We start from the raw sequence: 17,409 nt of genomic DNA on the forward strand, positions 1-17,409 counted from the left end.
ATTAAGGTCATCAAACGGATGGCCTATGGCTACCGGGACAACGACTACTTCTTCCTTAAGATAAAAGCAGCGTTTCCCGGTAAAGTGCGATGAACCTTTTTTTTGTCTGAATAATACTCCGGGAGAGCACCATGCAACTGAGAACACTGGCAGCGACATTCTTGATCTTGACGGCGGCGGGCTCAGCACACGCCGACATCGGCCCGGCCGAAAAGCCGGACCTGAAGCTCGGCTTCATCAAACTGACGGACATGGCGCCACTGGCCATTGCCTGGGAACAGGGATTTTTCCTGGATGAAGGCCTGTTCGTGGAACTCGAAGCCCAGGCCAACTGGAAAGTCCTGCTCGACGGCGTGGTGACCGGCACCCTTGATGGCGCCCACATGCTGGCAGGCCAGCCACTTGGTGCGACCATTGGTTACGGCACCCAGGCGGACATCATCACCGCGTTCAGCATGGACCTGAACGGCAACGGCATTACCGTATCGAACGATGTCTGGGAGCAAATGCGCCCACACATTGAAGACGGCAGCGACGGCAATCCCGCTCATCCGATCAGCGCCACTGCTCTGAAACCGGTCATCGACCAGTACCGTGACAAGGGCGAGCGTTTTCGCATGGGCATGGTTTTCCCGGTGTCCACCCACAACTACGAGCTTCGTTACTGGCTCGCTGCAGGCGGCCTGAACCCGGGCTATTACGCTCCCCAGCGTGGCGACACCAGCGGCAACATAGACGCCGACGTTCACCTGTCGGTCACGCCGCCACCGCAAATGCCGGCCACCATGGAAGCGGGCACCATTCAGGGCTATTGCGTGGGTGAGCCCTGGAACCAGCAAGCGGTGTTCAAAGGCATCGGCGTGCCGGTCATCACCGACTACGAAATCTGGCCCAACAACCCCGAGAAAGTGTTTGGCGTGACCGAAGCCTGGGCTGAACAGTATCCCAACACCCATCTTCGACTGCTTCGTGCGCTGATCCGTGCTGCTCACTGGCTGGACGAAAACGACAACGCCAACCGTGAAGAAGCTGTCAAAATCCTGTCCCGCTCAAGCTACGTGGGCGCCGACGAGGAAGTGATCGCTAACTCCATGACCGGCACCTTCGAGTACGAAAAAGGCGATGTCCGTAAGGTGCCGGACTTCAACGTGTTCTTTCGCTACTACGCCACCTACCCCTATCCCTCCGATGCCATCTGGTATCTGAGCCAGATGCGCCGCTGGGGGCAGATTGCCGAGCCGAAGTCCGACGACTGGTATATGGAAACCGCAGCCAAGGTCTATCGCGCGGATATCTACAAGGAAGCGGCCCGAACCCTGATCGAGGACGGCACGCTCAAGGCAGAGGATTTCCCGGACCTGGATGCGGAAAACTTTGCGCGCCCGCACCAGGGCGAGCTGATCGACGGCGTGGCCTTCACTCCGAGGGAACCGAACGCCTACATCGACAGCTTTGAGATTGGCCTGAAAGGCTCGCAAACCCCTTAAGACTTGAGTGTCAGGAGACATCACATGACCACGCTCAGCCAGACCGACTCGTTATCATCAGGCCAACGCTGGCTCCGTGCGTTGACGGAAAAGCTGTCCGGCCAGAACCTGGCCGAAACCTTCCGCCAGTTGCTGCTGCCAGCTATCGGTATCGCGCTGTTCCTCGGCTTCTGGCATCTGGCCGCGCCCCAGGTGCAAACATCGCTGGGGGCCTTCCCGGGCCCCGCCGATGTGCTGGAGCAGTCTGGGCAGTTGTGGCAGGAGCACAGCAACCAGCGGGACCGGGCGGCGCAGTTTGTCATCATGCAGGAGGAGCGCAACGAACGCATCCTGGCAGAGACCCCAGACGCGGAGGTGAAAATCCGCGACTATCCCGGCGCACCCACGTTCATTGACCAGATCTTTACCAGCCTGGGTACGGTGTTGGCCGGCTTTGTACTGGCAACCCTTATTGCTGTGCCGCTGGGCATCATTATCGGCCTGAACCGCCACTTCTCGGCGGCCATCAATCCTCTGATCCAGATCTTCAAACCGGTATCGCCACTGGCCTGGCTGCCGCTGGTCACGATGGTGGTCTCCGCCACGTATGTCAGTGATGACCCGATGTTCGAGAAGTCGTTCCTGACATCGATGATCACCGTCACTTTGTGCAGCCTCTGGCCGACGTTGATCAACACCAGTGTGGGGGTGTCAGCGGTGAATCCGGATTTGTTAAACGTTTCAAAAGTACTGCAGCTTTCTTTCTGGACCCACGTTCGCAAAGTGGTGCTGCCATCATCCGTTCCGATGATCTTTACCGGCCTTAGAGTGTCCCTGGGCATTGCCTGGATGGTCCTCATCGCCGCCGAAATGCTCGCCCAGAGCCCCGGCCTTGGCAAGTTTGTCTGGGACGAATTCCAGAATGGCAGCAGTGAATCCCTGAGCCGAATAATGGTGGCGGTACTGGCCATCGGTTTTATCGGCTTCCTTCTTGATCGAATCATGCTACTGATTCAGAAAAAAGTAGCCTGGAACGAATAAAACTCGGCATAGGGCTGGCAGGGAGGGTGGTCCGGGGACGTCAAAAACATGGATGTTTTTGTCGAGCGTACAGGGACGTATTCACAGCGTGCCCCGGACCACCCTCCCTGCCAGCTCGTACTCCGAAACCAGAGGAGAAAGAACATGAGTAAGTCGCATCTTGAATTGACCAATGTGCAGATGGCCTTTGATACAAAAGATGGGCCATTCGTAGCACTGGAAAACGTCGACCTGAAGATCCGAAAAGGGGAATTCGTTTCCCTGATTGGCCACTCCGGTTGCGGCAAGTCCACTGTGCTGAATATTGTGGCCGGCCTGCTCCAGGCTACCCGCGGTGGCTGCGTACTGGACGGGCATGAGGTGAACACACCGGGGCCGGAACGGGCGGTGGTGTTTCAGAATCACTCGTTAATGCCCTGGCTGACGGTTTACGAGAACGTTGAACTGGCTGTGCAGCAGGTATTCCGCAAATCCATGAGCAGAGCTGAGCGAAAGGAATGGATTCTTCACAACCTCAAGCTGGTCAACATGGACCACGCCTTGGATAAACGCCCCGGAGAGATCTCTGGGGGTATGGCCCAGCGGGTGGGGATTGCCCGGGCACTGTCGATGAAGCCCAGCGTACTGTTGATGGACGAGCCTTTTGGCGCGCTGGACGCGCTGACGCGTGCCCACCTGCAGGATTCGCTGATGAAAATTCAGCAGGACCTGAACAGCACGGTGATCATGATTACCCACGATGTGGACGAGGCCGTGCTGCTGTCGGACCGCATTGTGATGATGACCAACGGGCCGGCTGCCACCATCGGGGAAGAGTTGCGCATTGAGCTGGAGCGCCCCCGCAACCGGGTCACCCTGGCCGACCATCCAGAATATGTGCGCTACCGTCAGGCGGTATTGTCCTTCCTGTATGAAAAACAGCGCTTCCCCGGCAAAGGCGAGGATGAACAGGATAAGCCCACCGCTGAAGCCGAAGCGGCGTCGCAGGAAGACAGCTCACCGGATGTCGATAACGAGCATTCTGAGAGCCCCGTTCGCCGCATTGCATGAAATCAAACGGAGAAGCTCGCGCCCTTCAGAAGCACTCATCCGGTGCACGTCGCCCTGTCAGAGCGCACAGTTTTCGGGCCAAGCTCAAAGCGACATCTTTCAACTTACTGTAAATAAAGGACTAATAATTTTGGCACGGCGTTCGCTACTGTAGATACAGGGAAGAATGTCCCGGCTAAGGATCGGCCGGACCATCAGATCATTGTTGTTGGCATTGGCGCCGGACCATCGAGTTCCTTCGGGAATCAGATGCTCCGGCTTTTTTCGTTTTGGACACAAGAAGGGCATCACCATCATGAGCGCAAAGGCAGAACAGACTCTCGTTATCTGCGGACACGGCATGGTGGCCCAGCGTCTGCTCGAAAAACTGGTTGCTCAACCGCATCGGCCTTTTGCACGCATTGTGGTGTTCAATGGCGAGGCAAGCCCTGCCTACAACCGCATCCAGCTTTCGGCCCTGTTGGCCGGCGATGCCAACGAAGACAGTCTGCAATTGCAGCAACCGGACTGGTATCAGCACAACAACATCACCTTGCATCAGGGAGATCCCGTTACCGCCATTAACCGGGAAGAGCGCACGGTTACCACTGCCAGCGGGCGGACTCAACACTACACCAGCCTGGTTCTGGCCACCGGTTCCCGCTCCGCCAGTCTTGGCCTGAAGGGTGAGGAGTTGGACGGTGTGATGGGCTTCCGCGACCTGCAGGATACCCGCCGTCTGATCAACATCAGCCAACGCCATCGCCGCGCAGTGGTCATCGGTGGTGGTTTCCTGGGTCTGGAGGCGGCTGAAGGCCTGCGCAGCCGGGGTATGGCGGTTACCGTTCTGCACCGCGGCAGTCATCTGCTGAACCGACAACTGGACGAGACCGGCGGCGCGTTGTTGAAACAGGCCCTGACCGAACGCGGCCTGGCAATTCGCACTCAAACGTCCCCAGTGGCCCTTCTCGGTCGCAACCTGGTGAGGGCTGTGCAACTGGATGATGAAACCCTGATCAGCACCGACCTGGTGGTGATCGCCGCCGGAATTACACCAAACACTGAACTGGCACGGGAGGCAGGTCTGGATTGCGAACGCGCCATCTGCGTGAACCCGCAACTGCAAACCAGCGACCCGTACATCTATGCCCTGGGGGAATGCTGCCAGCTGGAAAACCAGACCTTCGGGCTGGTAGAGCCGGGCTACCAACAGGCCGATGTGCTGGCACAGGTGTTGTGTCACTCCGACAGCGAAGCTGCCTTCGAGCCATCCACCATCCCGACGCGCCTGAAAATCAGCGGCATCCCGATATTTTCCTGCGGCCAGACCGAGGCAGGCCCCGACACCGAATCCGTGGTCTGGCAGGACTACGACACCAATCGCTACTGCCGCCTGCTGATTCGCGACCAAAGACTCACAGGCGCCGTGCTCTTCGGTGAAACCAGCGACGGCCCCTGGTACAGCGAACGCATTCAACAGGCCGATGACATCAGCCCTTACCGGGCCCATCTGGCCTTTGGCAAGCACTACTGCGAAGCCGCGTAAAGCGGCCGGGAACAGAGAGAGGAATTACCATGAGCAAGAAAACCCTGATCGTGATTGGCAACGGCATGGTCGGCCACCACTTCCTGGAACAGTTGGTGGAAACCCCGGCAGCGGCCGACTTCGACATCAAGGTGTTTGGTGAAGAGAAACTGCTGGCGTATGACCGGGTTCACCTGTCCGAGTACTTTGGTGGTTCCACCCATGCCGACCTGGCCATGGGCACCGCCGACTGGTACGCCGAGAACCACATCGACCTCCGTCTGGGCGAACAGGTAACCGGCATCGACCGCGCCAATCAAACCATTACCACACCGATGGGCGATTACGCCTACGACGAACTGGTGCTGGCCACCGGTTCCTATCCGTTCGTGCCGCCCATCAAGGGCAACGAGCACCCCCATTGCCTGGTGTATCGCACCCTGGAAGACCTCGACAGCATCCGTGCCAGCGCCGACGGTGTTAAAACCGGCGTAGTGGTGGGCGGTGGCCTGCTGGGTCTGGAAGCAGCGAATGCGCTCAAGAGCCTTGGCCTGGACGCCCACGTGGTGGAATTTGCACCCCGGCTGATGCCGGTACAGCTCGACAGCGACGGCGGTGCCCTGCTCAAACGCAAAATTGAGGAGTTGGGTGTGCAGGTGCACACTGAGAAAGCCACCACTGAAATCGTCGAAGGCGAAGAAGCCCGCCTGCGGATGAATTTCAGCGACGATACCCATTTGGAAACCGACCTGATCGTATTCTCCGCCGGCATCCGCCCCCAGGATGCCCTGGCCCGTTCCAGTGAACTGGCTATGGGTGAACGGGGCGGCATTGTCATCAACGACCAGTGCACCACCTCCGACCCCCACATCCACGCCATTGGCGAGTGCGCGCTGTGGAGTGAAAAGATTTTTGGCCTGGTGGCACCGGGCTACACCATGGCCCGCACCCTGGCCTCGGTGCTGAACGGTGACACCGAAGCGGCCTTTACCGGCGCCGACATGAGCACCAAACTCAAGCTGCTGGGTGTGGATGTGGGTTCGATCGGCGATGCCCATGCCCAGACGCCGGGCGCGCGCAACATCCGCTTTAACGATGAGCAGGCCGGCCACTACCGCCGCATGGTGATCAGCGAAGATGGCAAGGCCCTGCTGGGCGCCATCCTGGTGGGCGACAACAGCCACTACGACACCTTGCTGCAATACGCGTTGAACGGCATTGAGCTGCCGGAGAACCCGGAAACCCTGATTCTGCCGGAAAGCCAGGGCGGTGCTCCCGCGCTGGGCCCGGATGCCCTGCCGGAAACCGCCTCGATCTGCTCCTGCCACAACGTGTCCAAGGGCGATATCTGCGGCGTGATCGATGCCGGCTGTACCGACCTTGCCGGTGTTAAGGCAGAAACCAAGGCCAGCACCGGCTGTGGCGGCTGCGCAGCGCTGCTGAAAAACGTGGTGGACAGCGAACTGGAAAAACGCGGCGTGGAAGTCAGCAAGGACATCTGTGAGCACTTCCCGTACAGCCGCCAGGACCTGTTCAATATCGTGAAGGTCAATGGCATCCGCACCTTCCGGACATTGATCCGTGATCACGGCAAGGGCCATGGCTGCGATATCTGCAAACCGGCCGTCGCGTCCATCCTTGCCACCTGCTGGAACGAGCACATTCTGGCCACCGACCACGTGCCCCTGCAGGACACCAACGATACCTTCATGGCCAATATGCAGAAGAACGGTACCTACTCCATCGTGCCCCGGGTGCCGGGCGGCGAAATCACCCCGGACAAGCTGATTGTGCTGGGTGAAGTGGCCAAGGAATACAACCTGTACACCAAGATCACGGGCGGACAACGGGTGGACCTGTTCGGCGCCACCCTGAGCGAACTGCCCGAAATCTGGGAAAAACTCATCGCCGCCGGCTTCGAAACCGGCCACGCCTACGGCAAGTCCCTGCGTACGGTGAAGTCCTGCGTCGGCAGCACCTGGTGCCGCTACGGCGTGCAGGACAGTGTGGGCATGGCGATTTTTCTGGAGAACCGCTACAAGGGCCTGCGTTCCCCCCATAAGCTCAAGATGGCGGTGTCCGGCTGCACCCGCGAATGTGCGGAAGCCCAGAGTAAGGACATCGGCGTGATCGCCACCGAGAACGGCTGGAACCTGTACGTATGCGGCAACGGCGGCATGCGTCCGCGCCACGCGGATTTGTTTGCCACGGATTTGTCCGACGAGGAACTGATCAGCGCTATCGACCGGGTGTTGATGTTCTACGTGCGCACCGCGGACCGTCTGCAACGCACCAGTGTGTGGATGGAGAACCTGGAAGGTGGCCTGGACTATCTGAAGCAGGTGGTCCTGGAGGACAGCCTGGGTATTGGTCAGGAGCTGGAGCATCACATGGCGGATCTGGTGGATACCTATCAGTGCGAGTGGAAGACGGCGGTTGAGGATCCTGAGAAGCGGAAGCGGTTCCGGGAGTTTGTGAATGCTCCTGAGAAGAAGGATCCGGTTCAGGAGTGGACTACCGAACGGGAGCAGCGTCGGCCTCTGCTTGAGGGGGAGCCTGCTTAGGAATGGTGGCTTGGGGTGGAGCCCGCTTAGGACTGATGGCTTGGGGTGGAGCGCGGGGGTCGATATTTTTTCCCTTGGTAAAAAGAACTCGCTGCGCTCGGACACCTTTTTCCTGGCGGGAAAAAATATCGACCCCCACGCTCATCTGGGCACCAGTTGTCGCTGTTTAAATACTTATCCCGTCACGAGTTGGCGCCATGGATACACCTGAAACGAAATTGGAGAACGTTATGAAAGCACGCACTTCCTGGGACGTTGTTTGTACCGTTGATGATCTTGTGCCGGAGTCCGGCGTTGCGGTCTGGACGGAAGACGGGCCGGTGGCGGTGTTTTATCTGCCGCATCGGTTGCCGGCGTTGTTTGCGATCAGTCATACCGATCCGTTTACCGGTAAGAACGTGCTGGGGCGGGGGATTACCGGGGATCTGAAAGGGCAGCCGGTAGTGGCTTCGCCGTTGTATAAACAGCACTTTAACCTGCTGACCGGTCAATGCCTCGAGGATGATGCGGTCGCCGTTAAAACCTACCCGGTCTTGTTGGACGGCAACAACGTCCGAATCGAAATCCCGGCGTCCAACAAAGAATCAGCCGTAGCATAGACTAAGAGTCAGCTCCCCGGCAGGCCGCACCAAGGTGCGAAAAGCCGATTTGGGGGGTGGGTGTATTTTTTCTGCCAGGAAAAAGGTGTCTGAGCGAAGCGAGTTCTTTTTCCCAAAGAAAAAATAATCCCACCCCCCGAAGCGGCGACTCCCCCCAAGACCAACAAAACAGGCCTGTTCAGCACAAACCCGAAACTTCCCCCAAACCAGAAATGCTGCAACACTGACTCCCAGACAATAATCACAACAAGGCGAGATCTGTTTCGTGAAAGCACTAAGCCCGGTAGACCAGGTATTCCTGTGGCTGGAAAAACGCCAGCAGCCCATGCACGTTGGCGGCCTGCAGCTGTTCTCATTCCCCGAGGATGCTCCGGATGACTATGTCGCCCAACTTGCGGACCAGTTGCGGGAGGAAACCATCGTCACACCTCCCTTCGACAGGCGCCTGGGCAGTCGGTTCGGTCAACCGGTCTGGGTAGAAGACGAACAGCTGGACCTGGAGCATCATTTCCGCTTTGAGGCTCTGCCCACGCCAGGCCGGGTCCGGGAGTTGTTGTCGTTTGTCTCCGCCGAACACAGCCACCTGATGGACCGGGAACGGCCCATGTGGGAGTTCCACCTGATTGAAGGCCTGAAAGACCGGCAGTTCGCCGTTTACACCAAGGTACACCATTCTCTGGTCGATGGTGTGTCTGCCATGCGCCTGTTCCAGCGCATGCTGTCACAGGACCCGGAGCAGCGAAACATGCCGCCGATCTGGTCGCTGCCGCGCCGCAGCCGCAGCGGTGACGACGATGAGGGCCCATCAATGTGGCGCAACGTTGCCCATCTGCTCGGGGAATCGGGTAAACAGCTGGGCACCATTCCGGCGGTCACCAAGGCGCTGCTGAACACCGTGAACCGGGCCCGCAAGGACCCCGCCTACGATTCCATTTTTCACGCGCCGCGCTGCGTCCTGAATGGCAAGATCACCGGCTCCCGCCGTTTTGCGGCCCAGTCCTATGATCTGAAACGCATCCGTGCCGTATGCACCGCCTTCGGTACAACGGTTAACGACGTGGTCATGACCATGTGTGCCACGGCCCTGCGGACCTACCTGATGAATCAGGACGCGTTGCCAGAAAAACCGCTGGTCGCCATGGTACCGGTTTCCCTGCGCACGGATGACAGCTCCGGTGGCAACCAGGTGGGTATTATCCTCGCTTCCCTGGGCACCCACCTGAACGACGCGGCTGAGCGGCTGCGCTATATCCACGAAGACGTGAAAGCCTCCAAACAGCGCTACGCGGCCATGTCCCCGGAAGAAATCCTGAATTACACGGCGCTGCTGCTGGCCCCGGCGAGCTTCAACCTGCTAACGGGGCTGGCGCCGAAGTGGCAGACCTTTAACGTGGTCATTTCCAACGTACCAGGGCCGAAGGAGCCCAGCTACTGGAACGGCGCGAGGCTTGAGGGCATGTATCCGGTGTCCATCGCCATGGACCGGATTGCCCTGAACATGACCTTGACCAGCTACTGCGACCAGGTGGAGTTCGGGCTGATTGGCTGCCGTCGCACCCTACCCAGCCTGCAGCGCATGCTGGATTATCTTGAAGACGGCCTGAGCGAGCTGGAGCAGGCGGCTGGGCTGTAACGCCTAGCCGAACTTCACTTCCTGATTCCGCTCCGAGATCTGGCTGTTCAGTGTCCAGAAATCATAAAGCACACCCACCAGGAACAGACCGCCCGTCAGCAAGTAAATGATTCCGGTGATCCACTTGCCCATGTACATCCGGTGGATACCAAATACGCCAAGGAAGGTCAGTAGAATCCAACCGATGTTGAAACTGACCTCGCCCTCACGGAACCGGTGATCCGCCTCCCGGTCCATGGCCGGTATCAGGAACAGGTCGATGATCCAGCCAATGAACAGCAACCCCAGGGTGAAAAACCAGATGGTGCCGGTGATGGGCTTGCCGTAGTAGAAGCGGTGCGACCCCAGGAACCCGAAGATCCAGAGCAGGTAGCCGATGAGTTTGCTGTGGGTGTCCTGATTGTCTGCCATTTGCGTTCCTTTTGGCTCGGGTTTTGGCGTGAGACTTGGCCAAAACCGACAATAGATCAATCAGATGCAGGCTTCAAACAAAGCTCGCGTGTTTTCCGCTGTCATCTTCACCGGGTTGCCACCGGCACTTGGGTCTTCAAGCGCCATTCTGGTCATTTCCTCAATGCGATCCGTCCCCACACCCATGTCCCTCAAACGCTCCGGCACGCCAAGGGATTCCCGCAACGTCATGATGAACTGGGTGAACCCGTCAAAGCCATTGGCAATGCCCAGGTAGCGGGTAATGTCGTCGACCCGGTTTTCGATCGCTGGTCGGTTCATGGTGATGACCGACGGCAGCACCACGGCGTTGGTCATGCCATGGTGGGTGTTATAGATCGCGCCGACCGAATGGGAGACCGCGTGGGTCGCCCCCAGCCCCTTCTGGAAAGCTACAGCGCCCATGGCGGCGGCGACCAGCATCTGCCCGCGAGCCTCGATATCGGCAGCATCCGCATACACCCGGGGCAGGTTTTCTTTCACCAGCCGCATGCCCTCCAGTGCAATACCCTGGCTCATGGGGTGGAAGTTGGGGGAGCAGAAGGCTTCAAAACAGTGGATAAACGCATCCATGCCGGTTCCTGCGGTGATAAATGGCGGCATACCGACCGTCAGTTCGGGGTCGGAGATCACAATCGACGGCAGTATCCGGGGATGAAAAATGATCTTTTTGACGTGGCTCTGACTGTTGACGATGACACTGGCTCGACCGACCTCCGACCCCGTGCCAGCGGTCGTTGGTACGGCAATGATGGGGGCAATCGCATCGGCATCCGCGCGTTTCCACCAGTCACCAATATCCTCGAAGTCCCACACCGGCCGGGTCTGACCGGCCATGAAGGCCAGCAATTTACCCAGGTCCAGCCCGGACCCTCCGCCGAAGGCGATCACGCCGTCGTGGTTGCCATCGAGGAAGACCTTCCGGCCCGCTTCCATGTTGATTTCCGTGGGGTTGGGATCAACCTCTGAAAACATGGCTCGTCCAAGGCCAGCCTTCTCCATTAAATCGAGCGTGTCCTGGGTAATGGGAAGGCTTGCCAACCCTCGGTCGGTCACCAGTAACGGCCGGGTTATACCTGCCTCCTTACAGCATTCGCCGAGTTCGGCAATACGGCCGGCGCCAAAACGAATATCCGTGGGATAGGACCAGTTTGCGGAGAGTGTCATTGTCAGCCCCTCGTCAGAGAATCGGGTTGTCTGTTGATCCGGATATCAGTTCACCGGTTTTTTCAGGTAATACGATTTCGGGCGCGTCAGGTTGTGGTAGCCGATGATCGAAAGCCCTCCACCGCGACCGGTGTTCTTGCAGCCGGTCCAGCAAAGCGCCGGGTCCAGATAATCACAACGGTTCATGAACACCGTGCCGGTTTCAATCTGATCGGCCACCCGCGTGGCGCGGTCAATATCTCTGGTCCACAGGGACGCGGTCAGGCCGAACTCGCTGTCGTTCATCAGTGCGACCGCTTCAGCGTCATCTTTGACTTTCATGATGCCAACCACCGGGCCAAAGGACTCCTCCCGCATGACCCGCATGGAATGGTCCACGTCGATAAGGATCTGCGGCATCAGATAGGCGCCGCCCTGTTCAGGGAAGAGTTCGGGGTCGATCAGTCCCCTGGCACCGCTGGCAACGGCCTCTGCCGTCTGCTCCCGGACATGGTCGGCAAAGCGGACATGCGCCATCGGGCCGAGCGTTGTGTCTCTGTCCAGCGGATTGCCAAGCCGGTAGCCGCTGACGATGGCAACAGCTTTCTCAACAAACGCCTCAAACAGGTTTTCGGCGACGTAAATGCGCTCAATGCCACAACAACACTGGCCGGCGTTGAACATGGCGCCGTCGATCAGTGTCTCCACGGCGGCATCCAGATCCGCATCGTCCATCACATAACCGGGGTCCTTACCACCAAGCTCCAACCCTACGCCGGTAAACGTGCCGGCGGCGGCCCGTTCTATGGCCTGCCCCCCATTCACCGAGCCGGTAAAGTTGACGAAACCGAAGGCCTTTTCCGCGATCAGCGCGGAAGTGGTGTCGTGGGACAGGAACACATTCTGGAAGATCTCGCTGGGGACACCGGCGGCATGGAACGCCTCCGCCATGTGCTCACCGACCAGGGGCGTTTGTGACGCGTGTTTGAGAAACACTGCGTTACCGGCAATCAGGGCGGGAACGACCGTGTTCACCGCCGTCATGTAGGGATAGTTCCAGGGCGCGACAACCAACACAGCGCCGTGAGGTTCGCGCTGAATGTAGCGATGAAAGGAGGCGCTGTTTTCAATCTCGATGGGGGCAAGTCCTTCTTCCGCCAGATCGGCCATCATCCCGGCACGCTCATCCACGCCGCCGAACTCGCCGCCGTAGCGCACGGGCCGCCCCATCTGCCACGCCAGTTTTTCCACGATGTCGTCGTTCATGTCACCGAGTCGGGCGATGCCGTCGCGAACCCGCTGAACCCGCTCTGACAGTGGCAGGGCGGCCCAGTCCGGCTGCGCGTTTTTTGCCCTGGCAACGGCCTCCCGCGCGGCTTCCAGGGAAAGCGTTGTGCGCTCCACGTACACGGAACCATCGATGGGCGATATGCATTGAATGGGTGTGCTCATAGCTGTGTCCTACGCCTGCTCAAATCCACGTTTGACTTCGTAATCGGTAACCACACGATCAAAATCTTCCTGCTCCCACTCCGCACAGCGCACGTAGTGATCAATGACGTCGTTACCCATGGCTTCCCGCAGCATGGTCGAGCCGCGTAACGATTCCGTGGCTGCCCTCAATGTGGCTGGGATACTGCGCGCAGACTCGGCGCCATAGGCATTGCCGGAGAACTCCGGCTCCAGTTCGAGTTTGCCTTCGATACCGGCGATGGTGGCGGCAATCTGCGATGCCAACGCCAGGTACGGGTTCAGGTCCGACCCGCCGATGCGACACTCCACTCGCACGGCGTCCGTGTTCGGTGCGACAACGCGGTAACCGGCCGTACGGTTGTCGATGGACCAGACAGTGCTGGTCGGGGCAAAGGTGCCGGCGGCAAATCGCTTGTACGAGTTAACGTAAGGCGCGAGAAAGAAAGTGGTGTCGTTGGCGTATTCCAGTAGCCCCGCCAGCGCATGCTCCATGGTTCTGGACATACCATGGGCACCATTGGGGTCATAGAACACTGATTTTCCGGCACTGTCCGAGAGGGCCTGATGAATATGGCTGGATGACCCGGCGGCGTTGTGGTTCCACTTGGCCATGAAACTCACGCTGCGCCCGTGCTGCCAGGCGATTTCCTTGACGGCATTTTTCACCAGAACGTGAGTGTCGGCCATGGCGAGCGGGTCGGAGTAGTGAATGTTGAGCTCGGCCTGACCAGCGTCGGCCTCACCCTTGCTGCTCTCGACCGTGATCCCCGCCTGGTAGAGCCCATTGCGGATGGGCCGCATCACATCTTCCTCACGGGTGGTCTGGAAGATGTGGTAGTCCTCGTTATAGGGGCTGATGGGCGTCATATGGTGATACTGACGCTTCTGCATCTCCTCAAAGGTCTCCCGGAAAATGAAAAACTCCAGTTCGGTGGCCGTGGTCATCTGCAGCCCCATGGCTGACAACCGTTCCAGCTGTTTTTTCAGCACCGCCCGGGGCGAGTGAGGTACCGGCTCATGGGTGGCGTGATCAATCAGATCACACAGAATAAAGGCGGTACCCTCGAGCCATGGCAGGCGGCGCAGGGTGGTCAGGTCCGGCTTCATCACATAGTCGCCATAGCCGGCCGCCCAACTGGTCGAGGCGTAGTTCTCCACCGTTGTCATTTCCAGATCGGTCGCCACCAGGTACTTGCAACAGTGGCTCTCTTCCCAGGCGGTGTCGATAAAGTACTGGGCCTGGAAGCGCTTGCCCATGAGACGCCCCTGCATGTCCGGAATCGCCGCCACGACCGTATCAATGGTGCCGTCCTCGACACACGTTTTCAGTTCCTTAAAAGACAGTTGAGCTGCCATCTCACCGCTCCGCAATATCAGTTAGGCTAAAAGGCGCCGCGCTCAGTGACGAGTAAATCCGGTAGTGATCGCCACTGAACGCAGTGTTTCTCTGCGATCCCATCAGGTGTATCGATAGGGCCGCCCCGCCTTCTCCATTTTCTCGTTGTATTCCTTGAGGATCTTGACCACCCGGGCCTTGGTTTCGGATTCCTGGGCAACCTCGTCCCAGAACACGCGCGCGGCCTTTTCAACTTCTGCCCACTCCTTGTCTGGAATGGTGGTCAACTTCATCTTCGTGCCGTCTGTACGCAGTTTGGCCTCGCCTCCCCAATACCACCACTGACGGTAGTAGTGGGAGCTGTCCATGGTCAGTTTGAGCAGTTCCTTGAGATGATCCGGAAGCTCGTTGTAGCGGTCCATGTTGGCGAAGAAGGATCCCGCCCAAGCACCGGAGATGTTGTTGGTCAGGAAGTAGTTGGTCACATCCGCCCAGCCCACCGTGTAGTCCTCGGTAATACCCGACCAGGCGATCCCGTCCAGCTCACCCGTCTGCACCGCGACTTCGATGTCTTCCCAGGGCAGTTGAACCGGTACCACGCCGAACTGGCTCATGAAACGGCCGGCAGTGGGGAAGGTGAACACACGCTTGCCCTTGAGATCCTCGAGGCTGTGGATCGGCTCTTTGGTGGCAAAGTGGCAGGGGTCCCAGGCACCGGCGGACAGGTGTTTCACGCCCACCTTGGAATACTCTTCATCCCAGATTTCATTCAGGCCGTACTGATTGAACAGCACGGGTACGTCCAGCGAATAGCGGCTGGCGAACGGGAAGTAGCCACCGAAAACAGTAACCTCGGTGGGAGAGGCCATGGAATCGTCATCGGACTGAACCGCGTCAATGGTGCCTTTCTGCATGGCGCGGAACAGTTCCCCCGTGGGCACAAGCTGATCGGCAAAATAGAGCTCGATCTGCATCTCTTTGCCGGCAATACGGTTGAAACTGTCGATCGCCGGCTTGACCACATGCTCTGCCAGGGCCGGCCCGGCGTAGGTTTGCAGCCGCCATCGTATTTTTGGCTCCTGCGCGTAAAGTCTGGGTGGCGTTAGGGCGGCGGCCCCGGCCAGTGCTGCTACGGATGCTGATGCGAGAAATTTACGTCTTGTGGTCATGTCGACCTCCTTGACTGACGCTTGTTATGGAAGCCGGCCGGCCTCCGGGGTGTTACTCGACATTCGTATTCATCCAAAAACGTTGACGGTTCACCTGTTGTAAACGTACTCCGGCAGCCAGAGCGCAATCTGTGGAAAGGCCATGATCAGCGACAGTGCCACCAGCATCACGCAGACAAACGGGAGAATTGAACTGTAGATATCGCGCAGGGAAATCTCAGGCGGCGCCATGGCCCGCATCAGGAACAGGTTGTAACCGAAAGGCGGCGTCATATAGGCAATCTGGGTGGTAATCGTGTAGAGAACGCCATACCAGATAAGATCAAAGCCAAGAGCTGCCACCAACGGCACGTACAGGGGCGCCACAATCACCAGCATTGCGGTATCGTCCAGGAAGGTACCCATCAACAGAAACGACAACTGCATCATGATCAGGATCATCCAGGGGTTCAGCCCCAACTGCTCGGTAAACAGGCTGTCGATGGCCTTTACCGCGCCCAGCCCATCAAACACGGCACCGAAACCCAGGGCGGCGAGGATGATCCACATGAACATGCAGGAAATGGCCAGCGTCTGGCGTACGGAGGCTTCAAACACGGCCCGGGTCATCCGGCGTTTGAGGATCGCTGCGACGAATGCCGCCATGGCACCGATGGCGGAACTCTCCACCAGGCTGGTCCAGCCTTTGACGAACGGCACCATCATGGAGGCGAAAATAACCACCGGCAGAACTCCTGCACGCAGCAGGCGTAACTTCTCGCCCAGGCTGACCTGGCGCTCCTCTTTTGGCAGCACAGGCCCGAGCTCGGGCTGGAGACGACACCGCACCGCAATGTAGACGATAAACATCACCGCCATGATCAGCCCCGGCACAACGCCCGCAAGCCATAGCTGCCCCACCGGCTGGCGGGCAATCATGGCGTACAGCACCAGCACCACCGAGGGCGGCACCAGAATGCCCAACGATGAACCCGCCTGAACCACGCCCGTGACCATACGCTTGTCATAACCCCGCCGGAGCAATTCGGGCAGGGCGATGGTGGCTCCAATGGCCATACCGGCAACCGACAAACCGTTCATGGCTGACACCAGCACCATCAGGCCAATGGTGCCAATGGCAAGCCCGCCATGAATCGGCCCCATCCAGACATGGAACATCCGGTAGAGATCGTCGGCGATTTTCGATTCCGAGAGCACGTAGCCCATGAAGATAAACATCGGCAGCGTCAGCAGCGGATACCAGTTCATCAGCTTCATGGCGGATGAGAAGGGGATATCGGAACCACCGGTCCCCCACAGCGCTAGTGCTGAGGCCGCGGCAACGGCACCAATGGCACCAAACACGCGCTGGCCGGTCATCAGCATCAGCATCATCGAGGCAAACATGAAAATGGCGATGAGATCGTAAGACATCAGATGTCTTCTCCCCGAATGCGGGCGATGTCTTTGAAAAGCTCCGATATCGCCTGCAACAACATGAGTGAGAAGCCGATGCACATCACCACCTTGATCGGCCACATGTAGGGTCGCCACGCGGATGCGCTGCGTTCGCCGTATTGAATCGCATAGCTCGTGCTGTCGTAGGCGCCGCACAGGAGCACGCCCAGAAAGAAAATCAGGAAGAAAATGGTGAAGACATCGAACCAGGCTTTTCTACGGACGGACCAACCGCCGTAAAACAGGTCCATGCGTACATTGGCGTCCAGCTGGATGGAATAGGGACCGCCCAGTATGTAATACGCCACCATGGCGAACTGCGCGGCTTCAAGCGTCCATAACGAGGGAAGGAAGAACGCTTTGGAAATGGACGACCACAGCAGAATAGCGACCATGACAAAGATGCCGTACATCACCGCTCGACCAACACGGTAATTCACGGCATCCACGAAACGGATGTATCCGTTGACGAACGGTGGCATCCACAGCCCCCACTCAATGCGTTAGTGAGCCAGTCAGACAGCCGAGTGGCCATGGACTG

At 58.7% G+C, this 17,409-nt stretch carries 14 protein-coding genes; 7 read left to right on the plus strand and 7 right to left on the minus strand.

Annotated features, from left to right (window positions below; translation table 11 throughout):
• Positions 1 to 131 precede the first annotated feature (131 nt).
• The 7 genes from AXW11_RS09805 (at position 132) to AXW11_RS09835 (ending at position 9,857) form a co-directional block, all read left to right on the plus strand.
• Positions 132 to 1,487 carry a CmpA/NrtA family ABC transporter substrate-binding protein gene (locus AXW11_RS09805; protein ID WP_036201974.1) on the plus strand — a complete coding sequence of 452 codons (1,356 nt, stop codon included), beginning with the start codon at positions 132 to 134 and terminating at the stop codon, positions 1,485 to 1,487.
• Between the two features lie 24 nt (positions 1,488 to 1,511).
• Complete coding sequence (locus AXW11_RS09810; protein ID WP_091642568.1) at positions 1,512 to 2,507, plus strand: ABC transporter permease; 996 nt, start codon at positions 1,512 to 1,514, stop codon at positions 2,505 to 2,507.
• Positions 2,508 to 2,687: 180 nt separating this feature from the next.
• Positions 2,688 to 3,557, plus strand: coding sequence for an ABC transporter ATP-binding protein (locus tag AXW11_RS09815; protein ID WP_227662383.1), 870 nt, complete (start codon positions 2,688 to 2,690; stop codon positions 3,555 to 3,557).
• Between the two features lie 295 nt (positions 3,558 to 3,852).
• On the plus strand, positions 3,853 to 5,082 hold the full coding sequence (locus AXW11_RS09820) for an NAD(P)/FAD-dependent oxidoreductase (protein ID WP_041336451.1): 1,230 nt from the start codon (positions 3,853 to 3,855) through the stop codon (positions 5,080 to 5,082).
• Positions 5,083 to 5,111: 29 nt separating this feature from the next.
• Positions 5,112 to 7,625 (plus strand): nitrite reductase large subunit NirB, encoded by a 2,514-nt coding sequence (gene nirB / locus AXW11_RS09825; protein WP_091642570.1) that lies wholly within the window; start codon positions 5,112 to 5,114, stop codon positions 7,623 to 7,625.
• 230 nt (positions 7,626 to 7,855) lie between these two features.
• Complete coding sequence (nirD, locus tag AXW11_RS09830) at positions 7,856 to 8,224, plus strand: nitrite reductase small subunit NirD (RefSeq protein WP_041336449.1); 369 nt, start codon at positions 7,856 to 7,858, stop codon at positions 8,222 to 8,224.
• 265 nt (positions 8,225 to 8,489) lie between these two features.
• Positions 8,490 to 9,857, plus strand: coding sequence for a WS/DGAT/MGAT family O-acyltransferase (locus AXW11_RS09835; protein ID WP_091642573.1), 1,368 nt, complete (start codon positions 8,490 to 8,492; stop codon positions 9,855 to 9,857).
• Positions 9,858 to 9,860: 3 nt separating this feature from the next.
• On the opposite strand, the gene AXW11_RS09840 is transcribed toward AXW11_RS09835, so the two are convergent.
• The 7 genes from AXW11_RS09840 to AXW11_RS09870 form a co-directional block, all read right to left on the minus strand.
• Positions 9,861 to 10,268: an NINE protein gene (locus AXW11_RS09840; protein WP_041332848.1), complete on the minus strand. Its 408-nt coding sequence runs from the start codon at positions 10,266 to 10,268 to the stop codon at positions 9,861 to 9,863.
• Positions 10,269 to 10,328: 60 nt separating this feature from the next.
• Entirely contained in the window at positions 10,329 to 11,474 is a 1,146-nt protein-coding gene (locus tag AXW11_RS09845; RefSeq protein WP_091642575.1) for an iron-containing alcohol dehydrogenase, read from the minus strand.
• A 45-nt stretch (positions 11,475 to 11,519) separates the two neighbouring features.
• Complete coding sequence (locus AXW11_RS09850) at positions 11,520 to 12,905, minus strand: aldehyde dehydrogenase family protein (RefSeq protein WP_041332845.1); 1,386 nt, start codon at positions 12,903 to 12,905, stop codon at positions 11,520 to 11,522.
• A 9-nt stretch (positions 12,906 to 12,914) separates the two neighbouring features.
• Positions 12,915 to 14,282, minus strand: coding sequence for a glutamine synthetase family protein (locus AXW11_RS09855; RefSeq protein WP_091642578.1), 1,368 nt, complete (start codon positions 14,280 to 14,282; stop codon positions 12,915 to 12,917).
• Positions 14,283 to 14,384: 102 nt separating this feature from the next.
• Complete coding sequence (locus tag AXW11_RS09860; RefSeq protein WP_036201943.1) at positions 14,385 to 15,431, minus strand: TRAP transporter substrate-binding protein; 1,047 nt, start codon at positions 15,429 to 15,431, stop codon at positions 14,385 to 14,387.
• 90 nt (positions 15,432 to 15,521) lie between these two features.
• A complete protein-coding gene (locus AXW11_RS09865) occupies positions 15,522 to 16,844 on the minus strand; it encodes a TRAP transporter large permease (protein WP_041332842.1) in 1,323 nt (440 codons plus the stop codon).
• A complete protein-coding gene (locus tag AXW11_RS09870; protein WP_041332840.1) occupies positions 16,844 to 17,350 on the minus strand; it encodes a TRAP transporter small permease subunit in 507 nt (168 codons plus the stop codon). The genes AXW11_RS09865 and AXW11_RS09870 overlap by 1 nt, the downstream gene beginning before the upstream one ends.
• Positions 17,351 to 17,409 lie beyond the last annotated feature (59 nt).

The organism is Marinobacter sp. Hex_13 (assembly GCF_001566815.1).
Classification (GTDB): domain Bacteria; phylum Pseudomonadota; class Gammaproteobacteria; order Pseudomonadales; family Oleiphilaceae; genus Marinobacter; species Marinobacter salarius.